Annotated in this window: 20 protein-coding genes; 11 read left to right on the top strand and 9 right to left on the bottom strand. The window is 68.2% G+C overall.

Annotated features, from left to right (window positions below):
• Positions 1 to 7 precede the first annotated feature (7 nt).
• Genes rbsK through GO999_RS11415 form a run of 5 tightly spaced genes read right to left on the bottom strand, consistent with a single transcriptional unit; the run spans position 8 to position 5,657 of the window.
• Positions 8 to 955, bottom strand: a complete 948-nt coding sequence (gene rbsK, locus GO999_RS11435) for a ribokinase (protein ID WP_011000965.1) — start codon at positions 953 to 955, stop codon at positions 8 to 10.
• 36 nt (positions 956 to 991) lie between these two features.
• Positions 992 to 2,035, bottom strand: coding sequence for a LacI family DNA-binding transcriptional regulator (locus tag GO999_RS11430; RefSeq protein ID WP_011000966.1), 1,044 nt, complete (start codon positions 2,033 to 2,035; stop codon positions 992 to 994).
• Between the two features lie 19 nt (positions 2,036 to 2,054).
• Positions 2,055 to 3,101 (bottom strand): ABC transporter permease, encoded by a 1,047-nt coding sequence (locus tag GO999_RS11425; RefSeq protein WP_020831548.1) that lies wholly within the window; start codon positions 3,099 to 3,101, stop codon positions 2,055 to 2,057.
• Positions 3,091 to 4,662, bottom strand: coding sequence for a sugar ABC transporter ATP-binding protein (locus GO999_RS11420; protein WP_211906232.1), 1,572 nt, complete (start codon positions 4,660 to 4,662; stop codon positions 3,091 to 3,093). Before GO999_RS11420 ends, GO999_RS11425 begins: the two co-directional genes overlap by 11 nt.
• A 35-nt stretch (positions 4,663 to 4,697) precedes the next feature.
• On the bottom strand, positions 4,698 to 5,657 hold the full coding sequence (locus tag GO999_RS11415; protein WP_197343132.1) for a sugar ABC transporter substrate-binding protein: 960 nt from the start codon (positions 5,655 to 5,657) through the stop codon (positions 4,698 to 4,700).
• A 407-nt stretch (positions 5,658 to 6,064) separates the two neighbouring features.
• Here GO999_RS11415 and iscR point away from each other — a divergent pair, with 407 nt between their 5' ends.
• The 9 genes from iscR to iscX all read left to right on the top strand — a co-directional run bounded on the left by iscR (position 6,065) and on the right by iscX (position 12,133).
• A complete protein-coding gene (gene iscR / locus GO999_RS11410; RefSeq protein WP_011000970.1) occupies positions 6,065 to 6,646 on the top strand; it encodes a Fe-S cluster assembly transcriptional regulator IscR in 582 nt (193 codons plus the stop codon).
• An 83-nt stretch (positions 6,647 to 6,729) separates the two neighbouring features.
• On the top strand, positions 6,730 to 7,947 hold the full coding sequence (locus tag GO999_RS11405) for an IscS subfamily cysteine desulfurase (RefSeq protein ID WP_043897674.1): 1,218 nt from the start codon (positions 6,730 to 6,732) through the stop codon (positions 7,945 to 7,947).
• Between the two features lie 59 nt (positions 7,948 to 8,006).
• The gene (gene iscU, locus GO999_RS11400) at positions 8,007 to 8,408 is read left to right on the top strand and encodes a Fe-S cluster assembly scaffold IscU (RefSeq protein WP_011000972.1); all 402 of its coding nucleotides are present in this window, start codon (positions 8,007 to 8,009) and stop codon (positions 8,406 to 8,408) included.
• Positions 8,409 to 8,433: 25 nt separating this feature from the next.
• Positions 8,434 to 8,754 (top strand): iron-sulfur cluster assembly protein IscA, encoded by a 321-nt coding sequence (iscA, locus tag GO999_RS11395; protein ID WP_011000973.1) that lies wholly within the window; start codon positions 8,434 to 8,436, stop codon positions 8,752 to 8,754.
• Positions 8,755 to 8,767: 13 nt separating this feature from the next.
• A complete protein-coding gene (locus GO999_RS11390) occupies positions 8,768 to 8,968 on the top strand; it encodes a DUF3565 domain-containing protein (RefSeq protein WP_011000974.1) in 201 nt (66 codons plus the stop codon).
• Between the two features lie 53 nt (positions 8,969 to 9,021).
• Positions 9,022 to 9,552, top strand: coding sequence for a Fe-S protein assembly co-chaperone HscB (gene hscB / locus GO999_RS11385; protein ID WP_016723278.1), 531 nt, complete (start codon positions 9,022 to 9,024; stop codon positions 9,550 to 9,552).
• A 94-nt stretch (positions 9,553 to 9,646) separates the two neighbouring features.
• Complete coding sequence (gene hscA, locus GO999_RS11380; protein ID WP_016725725.1) at positions 9,647 to 11,512, top strand: Fe-S protein assembly chaperone HscA; 1,866 nt, start codon at positions 9,647 to 9,649, stop codon at positions 11,510 to 11,512.
• Positions 11,513 to 11,555: 43 nt separating this feature from the next.
• The gene (fdx, locus tag GO999_RS11375) at positions 11,556 to 11,894 is read left to right on the top strand and encodes an ISC system 2Fe-2S type ferredoxin (protein WP_011000977.1); all 339 of its coding nucleotides are present in this window, start codon (positions 11,556 to 11,558) and stop codon (positions 11,892 to 11,894) included.
• Positions 11,895 to 11,935: 41 nt separating this feature from the next.
• Positions 11,936 to 12,133, top strand: coding sequence for a Fe-S cluster assembly protein IscX (iscX, locus tag GO999_RS11370; protein WP_011000978.1), 198 nt, complete (start codon positions 11,936 to 11,938; stop codon positions 12,131 to 12,133).
• A gap of 72 nt (positions 12,134 to 12,205) precedes the next feature.
• Here iscX and GO999_RS11365 read toward each other — a convergent pair whose 3' ends face one another.
• The 4 genes from GO999_RS11365 to prfB form a co-directional block, all read right to left on the bottom strand.
• Positions 12,206 to 12,958 carry a glycine zipper 2TM domain-containing protein gene (locus GO999_RS11365; protein WP_011000979.1) on the bottom strand — a complete coding sequence of 251 codons (753 nt, stop codon included), beginning with the start codon at positions 12,956 to 12,958 and terminating at the stop codon, positions 12,206 to 12,208.
• Between the two features lie 269 nt (positions 12,959 to 13,227).
• Complete coding sequence (lysS, locus tag GO999_RS11360; RefSeq protein ID WP_016723273.1) at positions 13,228 to 14,760, bottom strand: lysine--tRNA ligase; 1,533 nt, start codon at positions 14,758 to 14,760, stop codon at positions 13,228 to 13,230.
• 24 nt (positions 14,761 to 14,784) lie between these two features.
• Positions 14,785 to 15,525, bottom strand: a complete 741-nt coding sequence (locus GO999_RS11355; protein WP_020831556.1) for an SDR family oxidoreductase — start codon at positions 15,523 to 15,525, stop codon at positions 14,785 to 14,787.
• 22 nt (positions 15,526 to 15,547) lie between these two features.
• A protein-coding gene (gene prfB / locus GO999_RS11350; protein WP_096761511.1) for a peptide chain release factor 2 occupies positions 15,548 to 16,652 on the bottom strand; the annotation gives its coding sequence in 2 pieces (ribosomal slippage) (positions 15,548 to 16,570 and positions 16,572 to 16,652; 1,104 coding nt in all).
• A gap of 178 nt (positions 16,653 to 16,830) precedes the next feature.
• Between prfB and pncB the strand changes: the two genes are divergently transcribed.
• Positions 16,831 to 18,000, top strand: coding sequence for a nicotinate phosphoribosyltransferase (pncB, locus tag GO999_RS11345; RefSeq protein ID WP_020831557.1), 1,170 nt, complete (start codon positions 16,831 to 16,833; stop codon positions 17,998 to 18,000).
• A gap of 97 nt (positions 18,001 to 18,097) precedes the next feature.
• Positions 18,098 to 18,829 carry a LutC/YkgG family protein gene (locus tag GO999_RS11340; protein WP_028852854.1) on the top strand — a complete coding sequence of 244 codons (732 nt, stop codon included), beginning with the start codon at positions 18,098 to 18,100 and terminating at the stop codon, positions 18,827 to 18,829.
• Positions 18,830 to 18,871 lie beyond the last annotated feature (42 nt).

Here is an 18,871-nt window from a genome sequence, read left to right as displayed (position 1 = left end):
GTCCGCACTATTGCACCGGTGAGGCCAGTTCGCTGCGGAACGGAATCGAGGGCTGCGCACCCAGCCGCGTGACCGACACCGCGGCCGCGGCCAGGCCGAACTGGATCGCCTCGACCGGCGCCGCGCCCTCCGCCAGCGCCGTGGCCAGCGCGCCGACGAAGGTATCGCCGGCCGCGGTGGTGTCGATGGCCTGCGCGGGATGGGCGGGCATCAGCAGGCGGGTGGTCGCATCCACGTAGGCGACGCCGCGCGCGCCCAGCGTGACGATGACGTGGCGCGCGCCCTGCGCATGCAGATCGGCGGCGGCGTTCAGTGCCGCTTCGGGCGAATCCACCCGCCGCGCCGTCAGCAGCGCGGCTTCGGTCTCGTTGGGGATCAGGTAGTCGCAGGCGGCGAGCCACGGCGTCGGCAGCGGACCGGCGGCGGGCGCCGGGTTCAGGATGACGGTCTTGCCCAGCCGCTGCCCGAGCAGCAGCGCGCGCTCCACCGCGTCCGGCGGCGATTCCAACTGGCAGACGATGACCTTGGCCCGCTCGAAGGCGGCCCGCTGTGCGTCGATCATCGCCGGGGTCAGCTGCCGGTTGGCGCCGGCCACGATCACGATGGTGTTCTGACCGTTGTCGGCCACCGTCACGCAGGCGATGCCCGTGGGCGCGCCCGCATGCGCGGTCACCATCGCGGTATCGACGCCTTCCCGCAGCAGGCCTTCGCGCAGGGCCATGCCGTGGGGGTCGTCGCCCACGCAGCCGAGCATGGCGACGCGGCTGCCCAGGCGCGCCGAGGCCACGGCCTGGTTGGCGCCTTTGCCGCCGGGGATGGTTTCCAGCGCCGGCGCGGCAACCGTTTGCCCCGGACGGGGCAAACAAGGGGTGCGGATCACGAGATCCATGTTGAGGCTGCCGACGACCAGCACGTCGGCAGCGGCCGAGGAGAGAACGGAACGCTTGGCCACCATGGTGGGCAAAGGGTTGCGGTTTCTGTTGACTGGAGTTTAGGCCGCGCGCGCGGGGCGTGCGGGCTCGGCGGTCGACTCGCGCAGCGACAGGCGCGGCGGCAGCACGATGCGGCGCGGCGCGTCGGGGATCTCGTGGTGATGCCGCGCGGCGTGATCGGTCAGGTGCTCGAGCAGGGTTGAGGCCGTGGTCTCGCCCAGTTGCCGGATCGACTGGCCCACCGTGGACAGCGCCGGATAGACATAGCGGCTCAGCTCGATGTCGTCGAAGCCGATGATGGACAGTTCCTTCGGCACCGCGATGCCCAGCTCGGCGGCCGCACGCAGCGCGCCGATGCCCATCAGGTCGTTGCTGGCGAAGATGGCGGTGGGCGTCTCGCCGGTGGTCAGCAGTTCGCGCGCGGCGCGGTAGCCGCCGGGGCTGGTGAAGTCGCCTTCGGCCACGCGCGCGGCGTGCTCGGGCACGCCGGCTTCGCGCAGCGCCCGGTGAAAGCCCGCCAGCCGCCCGGCGGTCACGCTCAGCGTCGACGGTCCGCTGATGCAGGCAATGCGGCGGTGCCCGAGCTCGAGCAGATGCCGGGTCGCCAGGTAGGCGCCTTCCTCATGGTCGATCTGCACCTGGTCGGCCAGGATGCCCTCGGTGGGACGGTCCACCATCACCACGGGCAGCGCGGATTCGCCCAGTGCATCGAGCAGCGCGTTGTCCGGTCCGGCGCTGCTGACGATGAGGCCGTCGACGCGCTTCTCCATCAGCACGCGCAGGTAGTCGCGCTGCTTGCGGGGGTCGTCATCGGAGTTGCACAGGATGACGCTGTAGCCGGCCGCGGCGCACACGTCTTCGATGCCGCGCGCCAGTTCGGCGAAGTAGGGGTTGGTGGCGGTCGGCACCAGCACGCCGATGGTGCGCGTGGTGCGGTGCTTGAGCGAGCGCGCTACGGCGCTGGGTACATAGCGCGTGGCGCGGATGGCCTCTTCCACGCGCTTGCGCGTTTCCGAGTTGACCGGCCGTGTGTTGTTGATGACATGCGAGACGGTGGTGAATGACACCCCGGCTAATGCGGCAACGTCCTTGATAGTGGCCATGTTGAAGCTCCCTGTGTCTTTATTGGCGTGTAGTGACCCGGTTGGTCCGGGTTCGATAGGTATCCATGACCACGGCCGCGACGATGACCGCGCCCGTGATGATCCGTTTGGTCGGCTCCGAAGCGCCGATCTGCGCGAGGCCGGCTTCGAGCACAGAAATGATGAGGACGCCGAACAGCGTGCGGGCCACCGACCCGCGTCCGCCCATGAGGCTGGTGCCGCCGATCACCACGGCGGCGATCACCTGCAGCTCCATGCCGCCCCCCGCGTTGGGGTCGGCCGCTTCCAGCCGCGACACCTGGAACAGCGCCGCCAGCCCCGACAGCCATCCCATCAGCGCAAACACGGCGATCTTGTACGGATGCGGATTGACGCCCGCCAGCCGCACCGCCTCCTCGTTGGTGCCGATGGCGACCAGGTAGCGGCCGAACACGGTGCGCACCAGCACGACCTGGCCGATCACGGTGATGGCGATCGCGATCAGGAACGACGGCGCGATGCCCAGCGCGATCGGGGTGGCCAGCCAGTCCACCGCGGCACCGAGGTAGACGGTGCGCGAATCGGTCAGGCTGTAGGCCAGGCCACGCGCCATTTCCAGCACGCCCAGCGAGACGATGAACGACGGAATGCCCCAGCGCACCGTCACCGTGCCGGTCAGGGCGCCGGCCGCGGTGGCCGCCAGCACGCCCAGCAGGGCCGCCGGCGCCAGGCCCCAGCCGAACCGGGTCATGGCGATGGACAGCATCGACGCCGACAGCGCCAGCACCGAGCCCACCGACAGGTCGATGCCGCCGATCATCAGCACGAAGGTCATGCCCACCGCCATCACGAGCAGGTCGGGGATCTCGTTGGCGATGGTGGTGAAGGTCGGCACCGTGAAGAAGGTGTCCGACAGCAGGCTGAACAGGACCAGCATCGCGGCCAGCGCCGCCAGCAGGCCGCCGATGGCCCCGAGCGACATGCCCAGCGCGCCGCGGCCGGCGCGCGTGGCGGTCCCGGCTGCCGCCTCCGGGCTCTCGGACGGGCCGGGCGAGCCGGCGGGGGGCAGGGCGGAATCAGAACGCATCGGCGGTCTCCGGGGCGGACGTGGAGGACGGCGGGGGACATTCGCCGAAGGCGGCGGCAAGCAGGGCATCCCGGCTCCAGCTGTCGCGGCGGAAGATCTGCGTCAGCCGCCCCGCGCGCATCACGCCGATGCGGTCGCAGACCTGCATCAGCTCGCGCAGGTCGCTGGAGACCACCACCAGGGCCTTGCCCTGCGCGGCCAGCCCTTCGAGCATGGCGTAGATGTCGAATTTGGCGCCCACGTCGACGCCGCGCGTGGGCTCGTCGAACAGCAGCACCGGAGCGTCGCGCTCCAGCCAGCGGGCGATCGCCACCTTCTGCTGGTTGCCACCGGACAGCTCGCCGACCGCCTGCTCCGGCCCCGCGCAGCGGATGCGCAGCGCCTCGATGTGGCGCCGCGCCTGCGCCCGCTCGCGCGCCGGCTGCAGCCAGCCGCGCCGTGCCGCGCCGGTCATGTTGCCCAGGGCGATGTTGGCGGCGATCGGCAGGCCGAGCAGCAGGCCTTCGTCCTTGCGGTCTTCGGTGAGCAGGCCGATGCCATGGCGCACCGCATCGCCCGGCGCGCGGATGCGCCGTGGCGCCAGCGGCGTTCCGGTCTCGATGGTGCCGCCGTCCGCACGGTCCGCCCCGAAGATGAGCCGCAGCAGCTCGGTGCGTCCGGCGCCGACCAGCCCGGCAATGCCGAAGATCTCGCCCGGCGCCACGGCAAACGACACATCGTGCACCGCGGGTGCCCGGGTCAGGCCGGTCACGCGCAGGGTCGGCGCGGTATCGGGCGGTCGCGGCGCGCGGGCCGGGCGCTCTCCGCCGGTGTCCGCGGCCAGCTCGCGTCCGACCATGGCCCGGATCAGCGCGTCCTGCGTGAGCGTGGCGGCGGGCGCATCGGTGATCAGCCGGCCGTCGCGCAGCACGACGATGCGGTCGGCGATGCGCGCCAGCTCGTCGAGCCGGTGCGAGATGTAGACGACGGCCACGCCGTCGCGGCGCAGCGCATCGATGCGGGCGAACAGGGTCGCGCTCTCGTGCGCGCTGAGCATGGCAGTCGGCTCGTCGAGCACCAGGACCCGGCAGGCGCTGGCCAGCGCGCGGGCGATCTCGATCATCTGCCGGTGCCCGATACCGAGCCGGTGCACGGGCAGGCGGGGGTCCAGGTCGAGTCCGATCCGCGCCAGCGCCTGTTCCGCCTGGCGCTGCAGCGCGGGGCGGTCGATCCAGCCCCGGCGGCGCGGCAGGTTGCCGAGGAAGAGGTTCTCGGCCACCGTCAGCGTGGGCACCATGTTCAGCTCTTGCAGCACCATGCGCACGCCGAGGGTCTCGGCGTCGCAGCGCGAGGCGGGCGCGAACAGGCGCCCGGCCAGCGACATCGACCCGGAGGCCGGCGTTTCCAGTCCGCACAGGATCTTGGACAGGGTGCTCTTGCCCGCGCCGTTCTCGCCGGTCAAGGCCAGCACCTCGCCCGCGTAGACGTCGAGATCGACATCGCGCAGCACAGGCGCGGCGTAGTGCTTGCTGAGGGCGGACGCCCGCAGCAGCGGTGTGCGCGGTGCGGGGACGGTGGTCATGGCGGGCATTGCTGGCGGCGGCTGGCAGGCCCGGTTCAGGTGCGGGTGACCAGGTTGACCGGTGTTTCGATCACCCCGCCCAGCTGCGCCTGCGGTGTTTTCGCCGCTAGGGCCTTGAGCGCGGTCTGGATGCCGTACACCGCTTGCTGGCCGGCGTGCTGGTCGGCGGTCGCCGCGACGCGGCCGTCGGCCAGCATGGCCTTGATGGCGGCAATGTCGTCATAGCCGCCGATCAGGACCCTGCCGGTCTTGCCCGCGGCGCGCACGGCCGATACCGCGCCGATCGCCATGTTGTCGTTGCCGCACAGCAGGGCCTTGATGTCGGGCTGGGCGCGCAGCATCGCGGCGGCCACCTTGTTGCCCTTGTCGATTTCCCACTCGCCCGATTGCACGCTGACGATCCTGAGCCCCGCGGCCTGCACGGCATCCCGGAAGCCCGCCGTGCGCTGCTGGGCGTTGGTGGTGGTCGGGATGCCCTCGATGATGCCGATCGCATCGCCCGGCTTGAGCGACCTGGCGACGAACTCGCCCACCAGGCGTGCACCCTTGCGGTTGTCGGGGCCGACGAACGGCACGTTCAGGCCCTTGTCTCTGAGCGTTTCCGGGTCGAGCCGGTTGTCGATGTTGACGACCAGGATGCCTGCATCGACCGCCTTCCTGACCACCGGCACCAGCGCCTTCGAGTCGGCCGGCGCCAGCACCAGCGCATCGACGCGCGCCACGATCATCTGCTCGATCAGGCGGATCTGCCCGCCGGTGTCGGTTTCGTCGCGGATGCCGTTGGCCAGCAGCGTGTATTCCGATGCGTGCGTCTTCTGGTGGGCCCGCGCGCCGTTCTCCATGGTCAGGAAGAACTCGTTGGCCAGCGATTTCATCACCAGCGCGATCTTGGGCGGCCGGTTGGCGGCACGCGACGCGGCGAACGGAAAGGGCAAGGCAAGGGCGAGTGCGGAGCCCGCGCTGAGTCGCAGGGCGCGGCGTCGGCTGGAATCCATGGTGTCTCCTCCAGGAGTGCCTGTCTGGGCAGGGGGTGAGGCGCGGTCGTCGTTGTCCCGACATCATAAAGGGCAATCGCGCCGCGTCGCTCGCAAACGTTTGCGTATCTATGAGTCTCGGCGGCGGCGTCCTGAAAGTCAATGGATTTGCGTTGTGCGGCGCATAAGGAAAACCCTTGGTCCGGCCGCCCGCGGCCGGCGGCGAGGCGCCTCGGTGCACCGGGCGATACCCCTATCGGATGTGGTTGATTGTTTTGCGCCACAATACGGCCTTCGCGCGACGCCGCCTGCTGCCCGGCAGGCAGAAAGCCCACTGCTGCAGCGCGGAAATTTCCCGACACCTTAGTTGACTGATTTTGTCGGGTTCCTTTATACTTGAGCAAAACGATCAGGTATTCCCCGACATCATGAGATTGACCACCAAAGGCCGCTTCGCGGTCACCGCCATGATTGACTTGGCGCTGCGCCAGGAGCAGGGTCCGGTCACGCTGGCCGGGATCAGCCAGCGCCAGAAGATTTCGCTGTCGTATCTGGAGCAACTGTTCGGCAAGCTGCGCCGCCACGAGATCGTGGAGAGCGTGCGCGGTCCGGGCGGCGGCTATAGCCTGGCGCGCCGTGCCGACGACGTCACCGTCGCCGACATCATCATCGCCGTGGACGAGCCGCTCGACGCCACCCAGTGCGGCGGCAAGGGCAACTGCGGCGGCGAGGAGCACTCGGGCCGCTGCATGACGCACGACCTGTGGGCGACGCTGAACCAGAAGATGGTCGAATACCTCGATTCGGTGTCGCTGCAGAACCTGGTCGACCAGCAGCGCGAACGCCAGCCGGAAGTGCTGCAGGATATGCGCGATGCGCGCCCCGCCCGGCGCGACCGCGCTCCGGCACGCGCCCGTGCCGCGGAGGCGCCGCTGGCCGAGCCGGTGGCCGCCGAGCCGGTCAAGCGCGCGCCGCTGGTCAACTCCGTTTTCAGCCTGGCGCAATCATGAGTACGATCGCGACGGCATGACGACCGGGCGCCACGGCGCCGGTCCATACGAGAATATCGCCCCCACACAAGGCAGATCCGATAATGAGTACCCCACATCTCCCCATCTACATGGACTATTCCGCGACGACGCCGGTGGATCCGCGCGTGGTCGACAAGATGATTCCGTACCTGCGCGAGCAGTTCGGCAATCCGGCGTCGCGCAGCCACGCGTTCGGCTGGGAAGCGGAAAAGGCCGTCGAAACCGCGCGGGAACAGGTGGCGGCGCTGGTCAATGCCGACCCGCGCGAGATCGTGTGGACGTCCGGCGCGACCGAGTCCGACAACCTGGCGCTCAAGGGTGCGGCCAACTTCTACGGCAGCAAGGGCAAGCACATCATCACCGTCAAGACCGAGCACAAGGCCGTGCTCGATACGGCGCGCGAGTTGGAGCGCCAGGGCTTCGAGGTGACCTACCTTGACGTGCAGGAAAACGGCCTGATCGACATCGAGCAGTTCAAGCAGGCGCTGCGCCCGGACACCATCCTGGCCTCGGTGATGTCGGTCAACAACGAGATCGGCGTGATCCAGGACATCGAGCAGATCGGCGAGATCTGCCGCGACAAGGGCATCATCTTCCACGTCGACGCCGCGCAGGCGACCGGCAAGGTGGAGCTCGACCTGCAGAAGCTGAAGGTCGACCTGATGTCCTTCTCGGCGCACAAGACGTATGGCCCGAAGGGTATCGGCGCGCTGTACGTGCGCCGCAAGCCGCGCATCCGCGTCGAAGCGCAGATGCACGGCGGCGGCCACGAGCGCGGCATGCGCTCGGGCACGCTGCCGACGCACCAGATCGTCGGCATGGGCGAGGCCTTCCGCATCGCGCGTGAAGAAATGGCCACCGAGAACGAGCGCATCCGCATGCTGCGCGATCGCCTGCACCGCGGCCTGACCGCAATGGAAGAGGTCTACGTCAACGGCGACATGGAGCGCCGCGTGCCGCACAACCTCAACATCAGCTTCAACTTCGTCGAAGGCGAGTCGCTGATCATGGCGATCAAGGATGTCGCCGTGTCGTCGGGCTCCGCGTGCACGTCGGCATCGCTGGAACCGTCCTACGTGCTGCGCGCCCTGGGCCGCAACGACGAACTGGCCCACAGTTCGATTCGCTTCACGGTCGGCCGCTTCACCACCGAGCAGGAAGTCGACTACGTGGTCGAGCTGCTCAAGAGCAAGATCGGCAAGCTGCGCGACCTGTCCCCGCTGTGGGAGATGTACAAGGACGGCGTGGATCTGAACAGCATTCAATGGGCGGCGCACTGAGCGCGGCGTTTGACGGGTAACGGCGCACCGCGCCAGCCAACGATTGAAAGAGGTGTGAAATGTCTTACAGCAGCAAGGTTCTGGACCACTACGAAAACCCCCGCAACGTCGGCGCCTTCGAGAAGGGCGACGACACGGTCGGCACCGGCATGGTCGGCGCGCCGGCGTGCGGCGACGTGATGAAGCTGCAGATCAAGGTCAACGAGCAGGGCGTGATCGAGGACGCGAAGTTCAAGACCTACGGCTGCGGCTCGGCCATCGCTTCGTCGTCGCTGGTGACCGAGTGGGTCAAGGGCAAGACGCTGGATCAAGCGCTGGAGATCCGCAACACGCAGATCGCCGAAGAGCTGGCGCTGCCGCCGGTGAAGATCCACTGCTCGATCCTGGCCGAGGACGCCATCAAGGCGGCCGTGGCTGACTACAAGGAAAAGCACGGCACCGCCGAACAGAAGGCTGCCTGAAGCCGGACCGACCCGAAGGAACACGATGATCACCCTGACCGAAAAGGCCGCGCAGCACGTCACCCGCTACCTTGCCCGCCGCGGCAAGGGCGTGGGGCTGCGCGTGGGCGTGAAGACCACCGGCTGCTCCGGCCTGGCATACAAGCTGGAATACGCGGACGAGATTGCCGCCGAAGACAACGTCTTCGAGTCCAACGGCGTCAAGGTGATCGTCGATCCGAAGAGCCTGCCGTACATCGACGGCACCGAGCTGGACTACGCGCGCGAAGGGCTCAACGAGGGTTTCCGCTTCAACAACCCGAACGTGAAGGACGAGTGCGGCTGCGGCGAGTCGTTCCGCGTGTAAGCCGCCGGGTACGTTGAAACAGGCGATTGTCGGATTCGAGCGGGACGAGGAAGGCCACTGGGTCGCCCGTCTCGCTTGCGGGCACGGGCAGCACATGCGCCACGACCCGCCATGGCAGTCGCGGCCCTGGACGCAGACGGAAGCGGGGCGCGCCGGCAGGATCGGCGAGGTGGTGGAGTGCCTGAAGTGCGACCGGGGCGAACCGGTCGAGTGACCGGGCAAGACGGGTCGGTAAGCAGCAAGGCGGCGCGGCCGCTTTTTTTATTCATGAATTCCGCGAGCGATACGCACTTTTCCCTGTTCGGCCTGCCCGAGCATTTCGAGGTCGACGACGGCGCGCTGAACGCCGCGTACCGCACCGTGCAATCGCAGGCGCACCCGGACCGCCATGCGCATGCCAGCGATGCCGAACGCCGCGTCGCCATGCAATGGGCCACGCGCGCCAACGAGGCCTACCAGACCCTGCGCGATCCGCTCAAGCGGGCGACCTATCTGCTGCACCTGCGCGGCGTCGACGTGCAGGCCGAGAACAACACGGCCATGCCGCCGGCCTTCCTGATGCAGCAGCTGGAATGGCGCGAGTCGCTGGCCGATGCCAAGGCCGCCGGCGACCTGGACGCGCTGGACGACCTGCTGGCCATGCTGCGCGGGGAAAAGCGCGCCCGCTATCAGACGCTGGCAGGGCTGCTGAATGGCGGCGGCCACGACGCGGCAGCGGCCGATGCCGTGCGCCAGCTCATGTTCATCGAAAAGATCGAGCGGGATACCGCCGAGGCGATCGACCGGCTGGACGACTAGACCCCCTGCAGTTGCGGCAGCCGACCGCGCAGGCCATGACACAATGTCGGGTTTGCCAAGGCCGGCCGCCTCATCCGCGCAATCGAGACTCGACATGGCTTTACTCCAGATTTCCGAACCCGGCGAATCGCCCGCGCCGCACCAGCGCCGCCTGGCGGTCGGCATCGACCTGGGCACGACCAACTCGCTGGTCGCCGCGGTGCGCAGCAGCGTGCCGGAAGTGCTGCCCGACGAGCAGGGCCGGCCGCTGCTGCCTTCGGTGGTGCGCTATCTGCCGGCCGGCGGCGCGCAGATCGGCTACAAGGCCCAGGTCGAGGCGGTGCGCGACCCGAAGAACACCATCGTCTCGGTCAAGCGTTTCATGGGGCGCGGGCTCAAGGACGTGGCCCACATCGAGAACACGCCGTACGACTTCGTCGACGCGCCCGGCATGGTGCAGCTCAAGACCGTGGCCGGCGTGAAGAGCCCGGTCGAGGTGTCGGCGGAGATCCTCGCCACGCTGCGCCAGCGCGCGGAAGACACGCTGGGCGATGACCTGGTCGGCGCCGTCATCACCGTGCCGGCGTACTTCGACGATGCCCAGCGCCAGGCCACCAAGGATGCCGCCAGGCTGGCCGGCCTGAACGTGCTGCGCCTGCTGAACGAGCCGACCGCCGCCGCCATCGCCTACGGCCTCGACAACGCGGCCGAGGGTGTCTACGCGGTCTATGACCTGGGCGGCGGCACGTTCGACATCTCCGTCCTCAAGCTCACCAAGGGCGTGTTCGAGGTGATGTCGACCGGCGGCGACTCGGCGCTCGGCGGCGACGATTTCGACCAGCGCATCGCCTGCTGGATCGTCGAGCAGGCCGGCCTGCAGCCGCTGTCGGCCGAAGACATGCGCCTGCTGCTGAACAAGGCTCGCGCGGCCAAGGAATGGCTGTCCGGCGCCGACAGCACGGAGGTCGACGCGGTGCTCTCCACCGGCGAGACCGTCCACCTGGTGCTGACCGCCGAAACCTTCGCCGAACTGACCGCCAACCTCGTGCAGAAAACGCTGGCGCCGGTGCGCCGCGCGCTGCGCGATGCCGGCGTGACGGTCGATGAGATCCAGGGCGTGGTGCTGGTGGGCGGCGCGACCCGCATGCCGGTGATCCGCCGTGCCGTCGCCCAGCTGTTCGGCCGCGCGCCGCTGACCAACCTCGATCCGGACCAGGTGGTGGCGATCGGCGCCGCCATGCAGGCCAGCTTGCTGGCCGGCAACCGCGCGGCCGGTGACGACTGGCTGCTGCTCGACGTGATCCCGCTGTCGCTGGGTGTCGAGACCATGGGCGGCCTGGTCGAGAAGATCATCCCGCGCAACAGCACGATTCCGGTCGCGCGCGCGCAGGAGTTCACCACCTTCAAGGATGGCCAGACCGCCATGGCGATCCACGTGCTGCAGGGCGAGCGCGAACTGGCGGGCGACTGCCGCTCGCTGGCGCGCTTCGAGCTGCGCGGCATCCCGCCGATGGTGGCGGGCGCCGCGCGCATTCGCGTGACATACCAGGTGGATGCCGACGGCCTGCTGTCGGTGTCGGCGCGCGAGACGGTGTCGGGCGTGGAGGCCTCCATCGCGGTCAAGCCGTCCTACGGCCTGGGCGATGACGATATCGCGCGCATGCTGCAGGAGGGCTTCCAGTCCGCCGAGGAAGACATGCGCCGCCGCGCGCTGGCCGAGGAGCGTGTCGAAGGCGAGCGGCTGCTGGAGGCCCTGTCGCACGCGCTGGACGCCGACGGCGACCTGCTTTCCGCCGACGAGCGCGCCGCCGTCGACGCGCAGGTCGCCGCGCTGCGCGTCACCATGCAGGGCGAGGATCACCGCGCCATCAAGGATGCCGTCGACGCGCTGTCGCACGGCACGGACGAGTTCGCCGCCCGCCGCATGGACCGCGGCATCCGCGCGGCGCTGGCCGGCAAACGCATCGAGGAGCTCGGCTGATCGGCGGCCGTCTGTCCTCACTCACTTATCGAACGGGTTTTTCATGCCACAAATCGTCGTCCTTCCCCACGTCGAATACTGCCCGGAAGGGGCCGTGATCGAAGCCAAGCCGGGTACGAGCATCTGCGATGCGCTGCTGGGCGCGCATATCGAGATCGAGCATGCGTGCGAGAAATCGTGCGCCTGCACTACCTGCCACGTGATCGTGCGCGAAGGCTTCGACTCGCTGGGCGAAGCGACCGAGAAGGAAGAGGACCTGCTCGACAAGGCCTGGGGCCTGGAGCCGAACTCGCGCCTGTCGTGCCAGGCCAAGGTCGCCGACGAGGACCTGACCGTCGAGATCCCCAAGTATTCGATCAACCACGCCAAGGAAACCCACTGAGCCGCGCCGCTGGCGTAGCGGATCGTGGAGGGAGCCCCAACATGAAATGGAACGATATCCAGCAGATTGCCGAAGCGCTGTATGACCAGTATCCGGACGTCGACCCGACGCGCCTGAACTTCGTCGACCTGCACAACAAAGTGGTGAGCCTGGATGGCTTCGACGACGACCACAAGCGCGGCGGCGAGAAGTTTCTCGAGGCGATCCAGCAGGCGTGGATCGACGAGGCGGCGGACTGATCGTCCCTGCGGCTTGCGCCCATGAAAAAACCGGCCCTCGGGCCGGTTTTTCGTTGGGGCGGGTGAGGCGGGTCAGCCTGCCACCAGGCCACCGTTCTCCAGGTGCACGCGGTCGCCCACCTGGAAGCCCGGCGCGGCCTTGTACGTGAAGCTGCGGGTCGAGCCGTTGTCCATGCGCACGTTCACGCGATACTGGGTGTCGCGGTTGTAGTGGTTCTCGGCCACGTGGCCGGCGTAGCCGCCGCCCAGCGCGCCCGCCACGGTGGCCAGTGTGCGGCCGTTGCCATTACCGACCTGGTTACCCAGCAGGCCACCCACCACCGCACCGCCGATCACGCCTAGGCCGGTTTCATTACCTTGCGTTGTGATCGGCGTGATCGACGTCACCTGACCGGCATACGGGCTGGCCGATGCGCGCGGCTGCGTTTGCGCGTAGCTCGGGCTGGTGGACGGGGAGGGCGTGCGTTCCGCATAGGCCGGCTGGCGATGATGGACCGGCGGCTGTGCCGGCGCCACGTTCTGCTGGGCCGGATACGGCGTTGCCTGGTTCGGGGCAGCCATGCCGGGGGCGGCCAGCGCCATTGGCGCGGAGGCAGCGGTTGCGGTCGACGACTGCGCGGCGACGTTCGGATCGGTGCTGCCCTGCGTGGCCTTCGAGATCGGCAGCACGCCGGTGATGGCCGCCACCGCTGTCAGGCTGGCGATGATCACCGCGACGGCCGCCGTGGCGACCAGCGGATGCATGCGGCGCGACTGCGGCACCTGGCCCGGCGAGGCGCCGGCGTACTGTTGACCCTGGGTGTTCGGTTGCATGTTGTTCATCATCGTTCTCCTGCGGCCGTTGTCCGTTGGCCCTTCGATGTTGACAGTGTGGTGGATCGCCCCGGTCGATGCCGTTTTAATTTGTAAGCATCTGTAGCGTAAATTTCCCTTTGTGGATCAGTCACTTAGGTATTTCATGCACACAGTGTGAAGCGGTGCGGATGTTACAAATGGCGGGGTTCGGTGTGCGATTTGCGGGCGCTGTCCGGCGCGCCCAATAAAAAACGCCCCATTGCTGGGGCGTTTCGCTTTGCGGGCCGTCGCCGGAACGATCAGTCTTCGCGGCGCAGGTGCGGGAAGAGGATCACGTCGCGGATGTTGGGGCTGTCGGTCAGCAGCATCACCAGGCGGTCGATGCCGATGCCGCAGCCGCCGGTCGGGGGCATGCCGTATTCCAGCGCGCGGATGTAGTCGGCATCGTAGAACATGGCTTCCTCGTCGCCGGCGTCCTTCTGTTCGACCTGCTTGCGGAAGCGTTCGGCCTGGTCTTCGGGGTCGTTCAGCTCGGAGAAGCCGTTGGCGATCTCGCGGCCGGTGATGAACAGTTCGAAGCGCTCGGTGATGCCGGGCAGCGTGTCCGAGCCGCGTGCCAGCGGCGACACCTCGACCGGGTAGTCGACGATGAAGGTCGGCTCCCACAGTTGCGACTCGGCCGTCTCTTCGAACAGGACGAGCTGCAGCGTGCCCACGCCGGCGTTCAGGAACTGCGGCGCGTTGGTGTCGATCTTGAACTTCTTGAGCTCGGCACGCAGGAAGTCGGCGTCGGCCAGTTGCGCGTCGGTGTACTGCGGCGCGTACTTCTGGATGGCCTGGCAGATGGTCAGGCGGTGGAAGGGCTTGGACAGGTCCAGCTCGCGGCCCTGGTAGTTGAGGGCGGCGCTGCCGGTGGCGTCGATGGCGGCCTGGCGGATCAAGTTCTCGGTGTAGTCCATCAGCCAGCGGTAGTCCGTGTAGGCTGCATAGAACTCCATCATCGTGAACTCGGGGTTGTGCCGTGGCGACACGCCCTCGTTGCGGAAGTTGCGGTTGATCTCGTACACGCGCTCGAAGCCGCCGACGATCAGGCGCTTGAGGTACAGCTCCGGGGCGATGCGCAGGAACATCTGCATGTCCAGCGCGTTGTGGTGCGTGATGAAGGGCTTGGCCGCCGCGCCGCCCGGAATCGGGTGCAGCATCGGCGTTTCCACTTCCATGAAGCCGGCATCGCTCATGTGGTGGCGCAGCGAGGCGATGGCCTTGGTGCGGGCGCGGAAGGTGTTGCGCGTCTCGGGCGAGACGATCAGGTCAACGTAGCGCTGGCGGTACTTCATTTCCTGGTCGGCCAGGCCGTGGAACTTGTCCGGCAGCGGACGCAGCGACTTCGACAGCAGGCGCAACTCCTGCACCTGCACCGACAGCTCGCCCTTGTTGGTGCGGAACAGCACGCCGCGCGCGGCGACGATGTCGCCGAGGTCCCAATGCTTGAAGGCGGCGTAGACGTCTTCGCCCACGCGGTCGCGCGTGATGTAGAACTGGATCTGGCCGCTGCCGTCCTGCACGGTGGCGAAGCTGGCCTTGCCCATCACGCGCTTGAGCATCATGCGCCCGGCGAGGGCGACCTCGACATTGGCCGCTTCCAGCGCGGGCTGGTCGGTCTCGCTGTAGCGGGTGTGCAGGTCGGCCGCGTGGTGGGTCGGGCAGAAATCGTTGGGATAGGCGACGCCCTGCTGGCGCAGCGCGGCGAGCTTCTCGCGGCGCTCGGCCATGATCTGGTTGTCGTCTTGCGCCTGTCCAGTGGATGCGGCCGGGGTGTTCGGTTCGGTCATGATGATTGTGTAGGGAGAGTCGTGTCAGGCGATGTTGCGCAGATCGTCGAGTTCGGTCGCGCCGAAATCTGGCCGGGCGAGGTAGGCGACGATGCGCCGGGCGGCGTCCTGCGGCGAGACCAGCTCGCCGTGCGCGTGTAGATCGCGGAAGCGCTGCACGCCGGCGAAGTCGGTGCCGCGGATGGTGTGCTGCATGTCGGTGTCGAGCACGCCCGGGGCCAGCGCCACGGCGCGCGTGCTGGCGTCGCCCTCGGCATTGATGGCGCGCACGAACATGTCCAGGCCCGCCTTGCCGGCGCAGTACGCGGCCCAGCCGGCAACGGGCCGGCGCGCCGCGCCCGAGGACACCGCCAGGATGCGGCGCTGCGCGCCCCAGCCGGCGGTGCCGCGCAGCAGGGCGGCGGTCATGGCCATCGGGCCGGCCAGGTTCAGGTGCAGGTGCGGCAGCAGCGCATCGGCATGCAGCGTCTGGATCGCGCCGATCGGCTCGACCACGCCGGCATTCAGCACCAGCGCCACCCGCTTGTGTTCGGGCAGGGCGGCCAGCGTGCGTGCCATCCAGGCTTCGGCGGCGCGCGCGTCGGCGAGGTCGCATTGGTGCCAGTCCAGCGTCACGCCGGCACGTTCGGCCTGGGCGCGCAGCGCCGGGTTGTCGCCGCGCGCCACGCAGACCAGGCGATGGCCCGGCTGCAGCAGCGCTTCGGCCAGCGCGGCGCCCAGCCCGCGCGAGGCGCCGGTCAGGATGAACAGAGACGTGTCCGCCATGGTGATGCGCCCGTGCCCCGGATCAGACGCCTTGCTTCAGGCTGGCTTCGATGAAGGCATCGAGGTCGCCGTCCAGCACTTTCTGGGTGTTGGAGATTTCCACGTTGGTGCGCAGATCCTTGATGCGGCTCTGGTCCAGCACGTAGGAACGGATCTGGTGGCCCCAGCCCACGTCGGTCTTGGAGGCCTCCAGCTTGTCGGCCTCGGCCTGGCGCTTGCGCAGCTCATGCTCGTACAGGCGCGACTTCAGCATCGTCATGGCTTCGGCGCGGTTGCGGTGCTGCGAGCGGTCGTTCTGGCACTGCACGACGATGCCGGTCGGGATGTGCGTGATCCGCACGGCCGAGTCGGTCTTGTTGATGTGCTGGCCGCCCGCGCCGGACGCGCGGTACGTGTCGACGCGCAGATCCGCCGGGTTGACCTCGATCTCGATCGAGTCGTCCACTTCCGGATACACGAAGATCGACGAGAACGACGTATGGCGCCCGCCCGCCGAGTCGAACGGCGACTTGCGCACCAGGCGGTGCACGCCGGTTTCGGTCCGCAGGAAGCCAAAGGCGTATTCGCCCTCGACCTTGAGCGAGGCGCTCTTGATGCCGGCGACATCGCCTTCGGACTCTTCCAGCACCTCGGTCTTGAAGCCCTTGCGTTCGCAGTACTTCAGGTATTGGCGCAGCAGCATCGAGGCCCAGTCGCACGCCTCGGTGCCGCCGGCGCCGGCCTGGATGTCGATGAAGCAGTTGGCGGCGTCCATCGGGCCGGAGAACATGCGGCGGAATTCCATGTCTTCGACAATGGCGCGCATGCCTGCGGTATCGGCCTCGACGGCCTCGATGGTGTCGTCATCGCCCTCTTCGCGAGCCAGTTCGAACAGCTCGGCGCCGCCGGTGAGGTCTTCGTCGAGCTTGGTCAGCGCAAAGACCACGCCTTCGAGCGATTTCTTCTCGCGGCCCAGTTCCTGCGCACGTTTCGGGTCGTTCCAGACCTCGGGGTTTTCGAGCTCTTTGTCGACTTCGGTCAGACGTTCAGATTTGACGTCGTAGTCAAAGATACCTCCGAAGGTCGTCGGCGCGCGTCTTCAGGTCGGCCAACGTGTTCTGGATGGCGTTCAGGCGTTCTGCTTCCATGATGCAAAATCCGGTCGGAAACCGGAAATTATAGCGGAATCAAGGCCTTTTCCGGCCAGCAGGGCGGTCGAGGCCGGTGTTTTCACAGAGATTGACGGAAGTGGTCCCGACGGCCCGCGAGGCTTCGGTTAGCATGACGACCATCCCGCGCGCAGGCGCCCCGCTTCCGGCCGTCCCGATGATCATCCGCTCGCTGCTCGACACCGATCTGTACAAGTTCACCATGATGCAGGTGGTGTTGCATCACTTTCCCGGTGCGCACGTCGAATACCGCTTCAAGTGCCGCAACCCGGGCGTCGACCTGGTGCCGTACATCGAGGCGATCCGCGCGGAGATCCGCCACCTGTGCTCGCTGCGCTTCACCGAGGCGGAACTGGACTACCTGCGCGGGCTGCGCTTCATCAAGAGCGATTTCGTCGATTTTCTCGACCTGTTCCATCTCAGCGAGAAGTACATCGATATCCGCCCGGCGGCCTCCAACGACGGCCAGATCGACATCGTCATCAGCGGGCCGTGGCTGCACACCATCATGTTCGAGGTGCCGGTGCTGGCCATCGTCAACGAGGTGTACTTCAGCCGCACCCAGGCCCACCCGCAGTGGGACGAGGGCAAGCGCCGCCTGACCGAGAAGCTCGCCTCGCTCACGCGCCCGGGCCTGGAGGACTGCCGCATCGCCGACTACGGCACGCGCCGCCGCTTCTCCCACACCTGGCACGAGCACGTGCTGATGGAGGCGCGCAGCCAGCTTGGCAGCCAGTACGCCGGCACCAGCAACGTCCACTTCGCCATGAAGCACAACATGACGCCGCTGGGCACCATGGCGCACGAGTACCTGCAGGCGTGCCAGTCGCTGGGCCCGCGCCTGCGCGATTCACAGGTCTTCGCGCTGGAGACCTGGGCCCGGGAATACCGTGGCGACCTGGGCATCGCGTTGTCCGACACCTACGGCTTCGACGCCTTCCTGCGCGACTTCGACATGTTTTTCTGCAAGCTCTTCGATGGCGTGCGGCACGATTCCGGTGATCCGTTCGAGTGGGGCGAGCGCATGCTCAAGCACTACGAGGGCATGCGCGTCGACCCGCAATCCAAGGCGCTGATCTTCTCCGACAGCCTGGACATGCCCAAGGTGGTGCGCCTGTACGAGCGCTTCCGCGGCCGCTGCAAGCTGGCCTTCGGCGTCGGCACCAACCTGACCAACGACCTCGGCTACACGCCGCTGCAGATCGTCATCAAGATGGTCCGCTGCAACGGCCAGCCGGTCGCCAAGCTGTCTGACGCGCCCGAGAAGACCATGTGCGACGACCCGGCCTACCTGGCCTACCTGAAGCAGGTGTTCGGCGTGCAATGAGGCTCATGCGGGTGTCGAATACCTTTCAGCAGCCGGGCGCGCGATACCCGCGCGGCCGGCTCGTATAATCGACCGATTCCACGCAAGCCGCCCGGACATGGACCCACGCGCCGACACACCCGAGCCCGTTCCCGCCGACCCGCTCGACACGCGCCACGCACGCGATGCCATCTTCGCGCGCATCCGCAACGCGCAGCGCCGGCCCGAGCAGCCGACGCAGGGCGAGCACGACGCGGTGGCCGATTATCTGGCGCGCCATCCGGCGGGGCCGCGCCCGCCGGTCTCCGGCAACCTCGCCGCGCATTTCGCCGAGCAGGCGCGGAAGATGGCCTCGACGCTCGATACCGTGGCCACCCTGGCGGAGGTGCCGGCCGCCGCGGCGCGCTATCTGTCCGGCCTGGGGCTGGGGTCGCGCGCGGTGGCCTGGAGCGCACTGCAGGCGCTCGACTGGACGGGCGCCGGCATCGCGGTCGAATGCCGTCCGCCCGTGCGCGATCCGCAGGCCGACCAGGACCACGGCGATCTGGTCGGCATCACCGGCTGCTTCTGCGCGATCGCGGAGACGGGTTCGCTGATGCTGTTGTCCGGTCCGGAGCAGGTGGCCTCCACCGCGCTGTTGCCCGAGACGCACATCGCGGTGGTGCCGCAGTCGCGCATCGTCTCCGATCTGGAAGCGGCCTACGCGCTGGTGCGCGCGGAGCGGGGCGAGCTGCCGCGCGCCACCAACGTCATCAGCGGGCCGTCGCGCACCGGCGATATCGAGCAGACCATCGTGCTCGGCGCGCACGGGCCATACCGCGTTCACGTGATCGTCGTGACGCAGGCCTGAGCGGCAAGAACCGCTGCCTGGGCGGCTACACTGGCGTCTTTG

Origin of the sequence: Ralstonia nicotianae (genome assembly GCF_018243235.1) — a bacterium.
GTDB lineage: Bacteria > Pseudomonadota > Gammaproteobacteria > Burkholderiales > Burkholderiaceae > Ralstonia > Ralstonia nicotianae.
Note: the sequence above shows the minus strand (reverse complement) of the source record. Positions and strands in the feature narration are given on the sequence as shown.

Bases quoted from the DNA above. Each gene is read 5' to 3' on its own strand.
- rbsK (WP_011000965.1), bottom strand. From the start codon at position 955: ATGGTGGCCAAGCGTTCCGTTCTCTCCTCGGCCGCTGCCGACGTGCTG.
- GO999_RS11430 (WP_011000966.1), bottom strand. From the start codon at position 2,035: ATGGCCACTATCAAGGACGTTGCCGCATTAGCCGGGGTGTCATTCACC.
- GO999_RS11425 (WP_020831548.1), bottom strand. From the start codon at position 3,101: ATGCGTTCTGATTCCGCCCTGCCCCCCGCCGGCTCGCCCGGCCCGTCC.
- GO999_RS11420 (WP_211906232.1), bottom strand. From the start codon at position 4,662: ATGACCACCGTCCCCGCACCGCGCACACCGCTGCTGCGGGCGTCCGCC.
- GO999_RS11415 (WP_197343132.1), bottom strand. From the start codon at position 5,657: ATGGATTCCAGCCGACGCCGCGCCCTGCGACTCAGCGCGGGCTCCGCA.
- iscR (WP_011000970.1), top strand. From the start codon at position 6,065: ATGAGATTGACCACCAAAGGCCGCTTCGCGGTCACCGCCATGATTGAC.
- GO999_RS11405 (WP_043897674.1), top strand. From the start codon at position 6,730: ATGAGTACCCCACATCTCCCCATCTACATGGACTATTCCGCGACGACG.
- iscU (WP_011000972.1), top strand. From the start codon at position 8,007: ATGTCTTACAGCAGCAAGGTTCTGGACCACTACGAAAACCCCCGCAAC.
- iscA (WP_011000973.1), top strand. From the start codon at position 8,434: ATGATCACCCTGACCGAAAAGGCCGCGCAGCACGTCACCCGCTACCTT.
- hscB (WP_016723278.1), top strand. From the start codon at position 9,022: ATGAATTCCGCGAGCGATACGCACTTTTCCCTGTTCGGCCTGCCCGAG.
- hscA (WP_016725725.1), top strand. From the start codon at position 9,647: ATGGCTTTACTCCAGATTTCCGAACCCGGCGAATCGCCCGCGCCGCAC.
- fdx (WP_011000977.1), top strand. From the start codon at position 11,556: ATGCCACAAATCGTCGTCCTTCCCCACGTCGAATACTGCCCGGAAGGG.
- iscX (WP_011000978.1), top strand. From the start codon at position 11,936: ATGAAATGGAACGATATCCAGCAGATTGCCGAAGCGCTGTATGACCAG.
- GO999_RS11365 (WP_011000979.1), bottom strand. From the start codon at position 12,958: ATGATGAACAACATGCAACCGAACACCCAGGGTCAACAGTACGCCGGC.
- lysS (WP_016723273.1), bottom strand. From the start codon at position 14,760: ATGACCGAACCGAACACCCCGGCCGCATCCACTGGACAGGCGCAAGAC.
- GO999_RS11355 (WP_020831556.1), bottom strand. From the start codon at position 15,525: ATGGCGGACACGTCTCTGTTCATCCTGACCGGCGCCTCGCGCGGGCTG.
- pncB (WP_020831557.1), top strand. From the start codon at position 16,831: ATGATCATCCGCTCGCTGCTCGACACCGATCTGTACAAGTTCACCATG.
- GO999_RS11340 (WP_028852854.1), top strand. From the start codon at position 18,098: ATGGACCCACGCGCCGACACACCCGAGCCCGTTCCCGCCGACCCGCTC.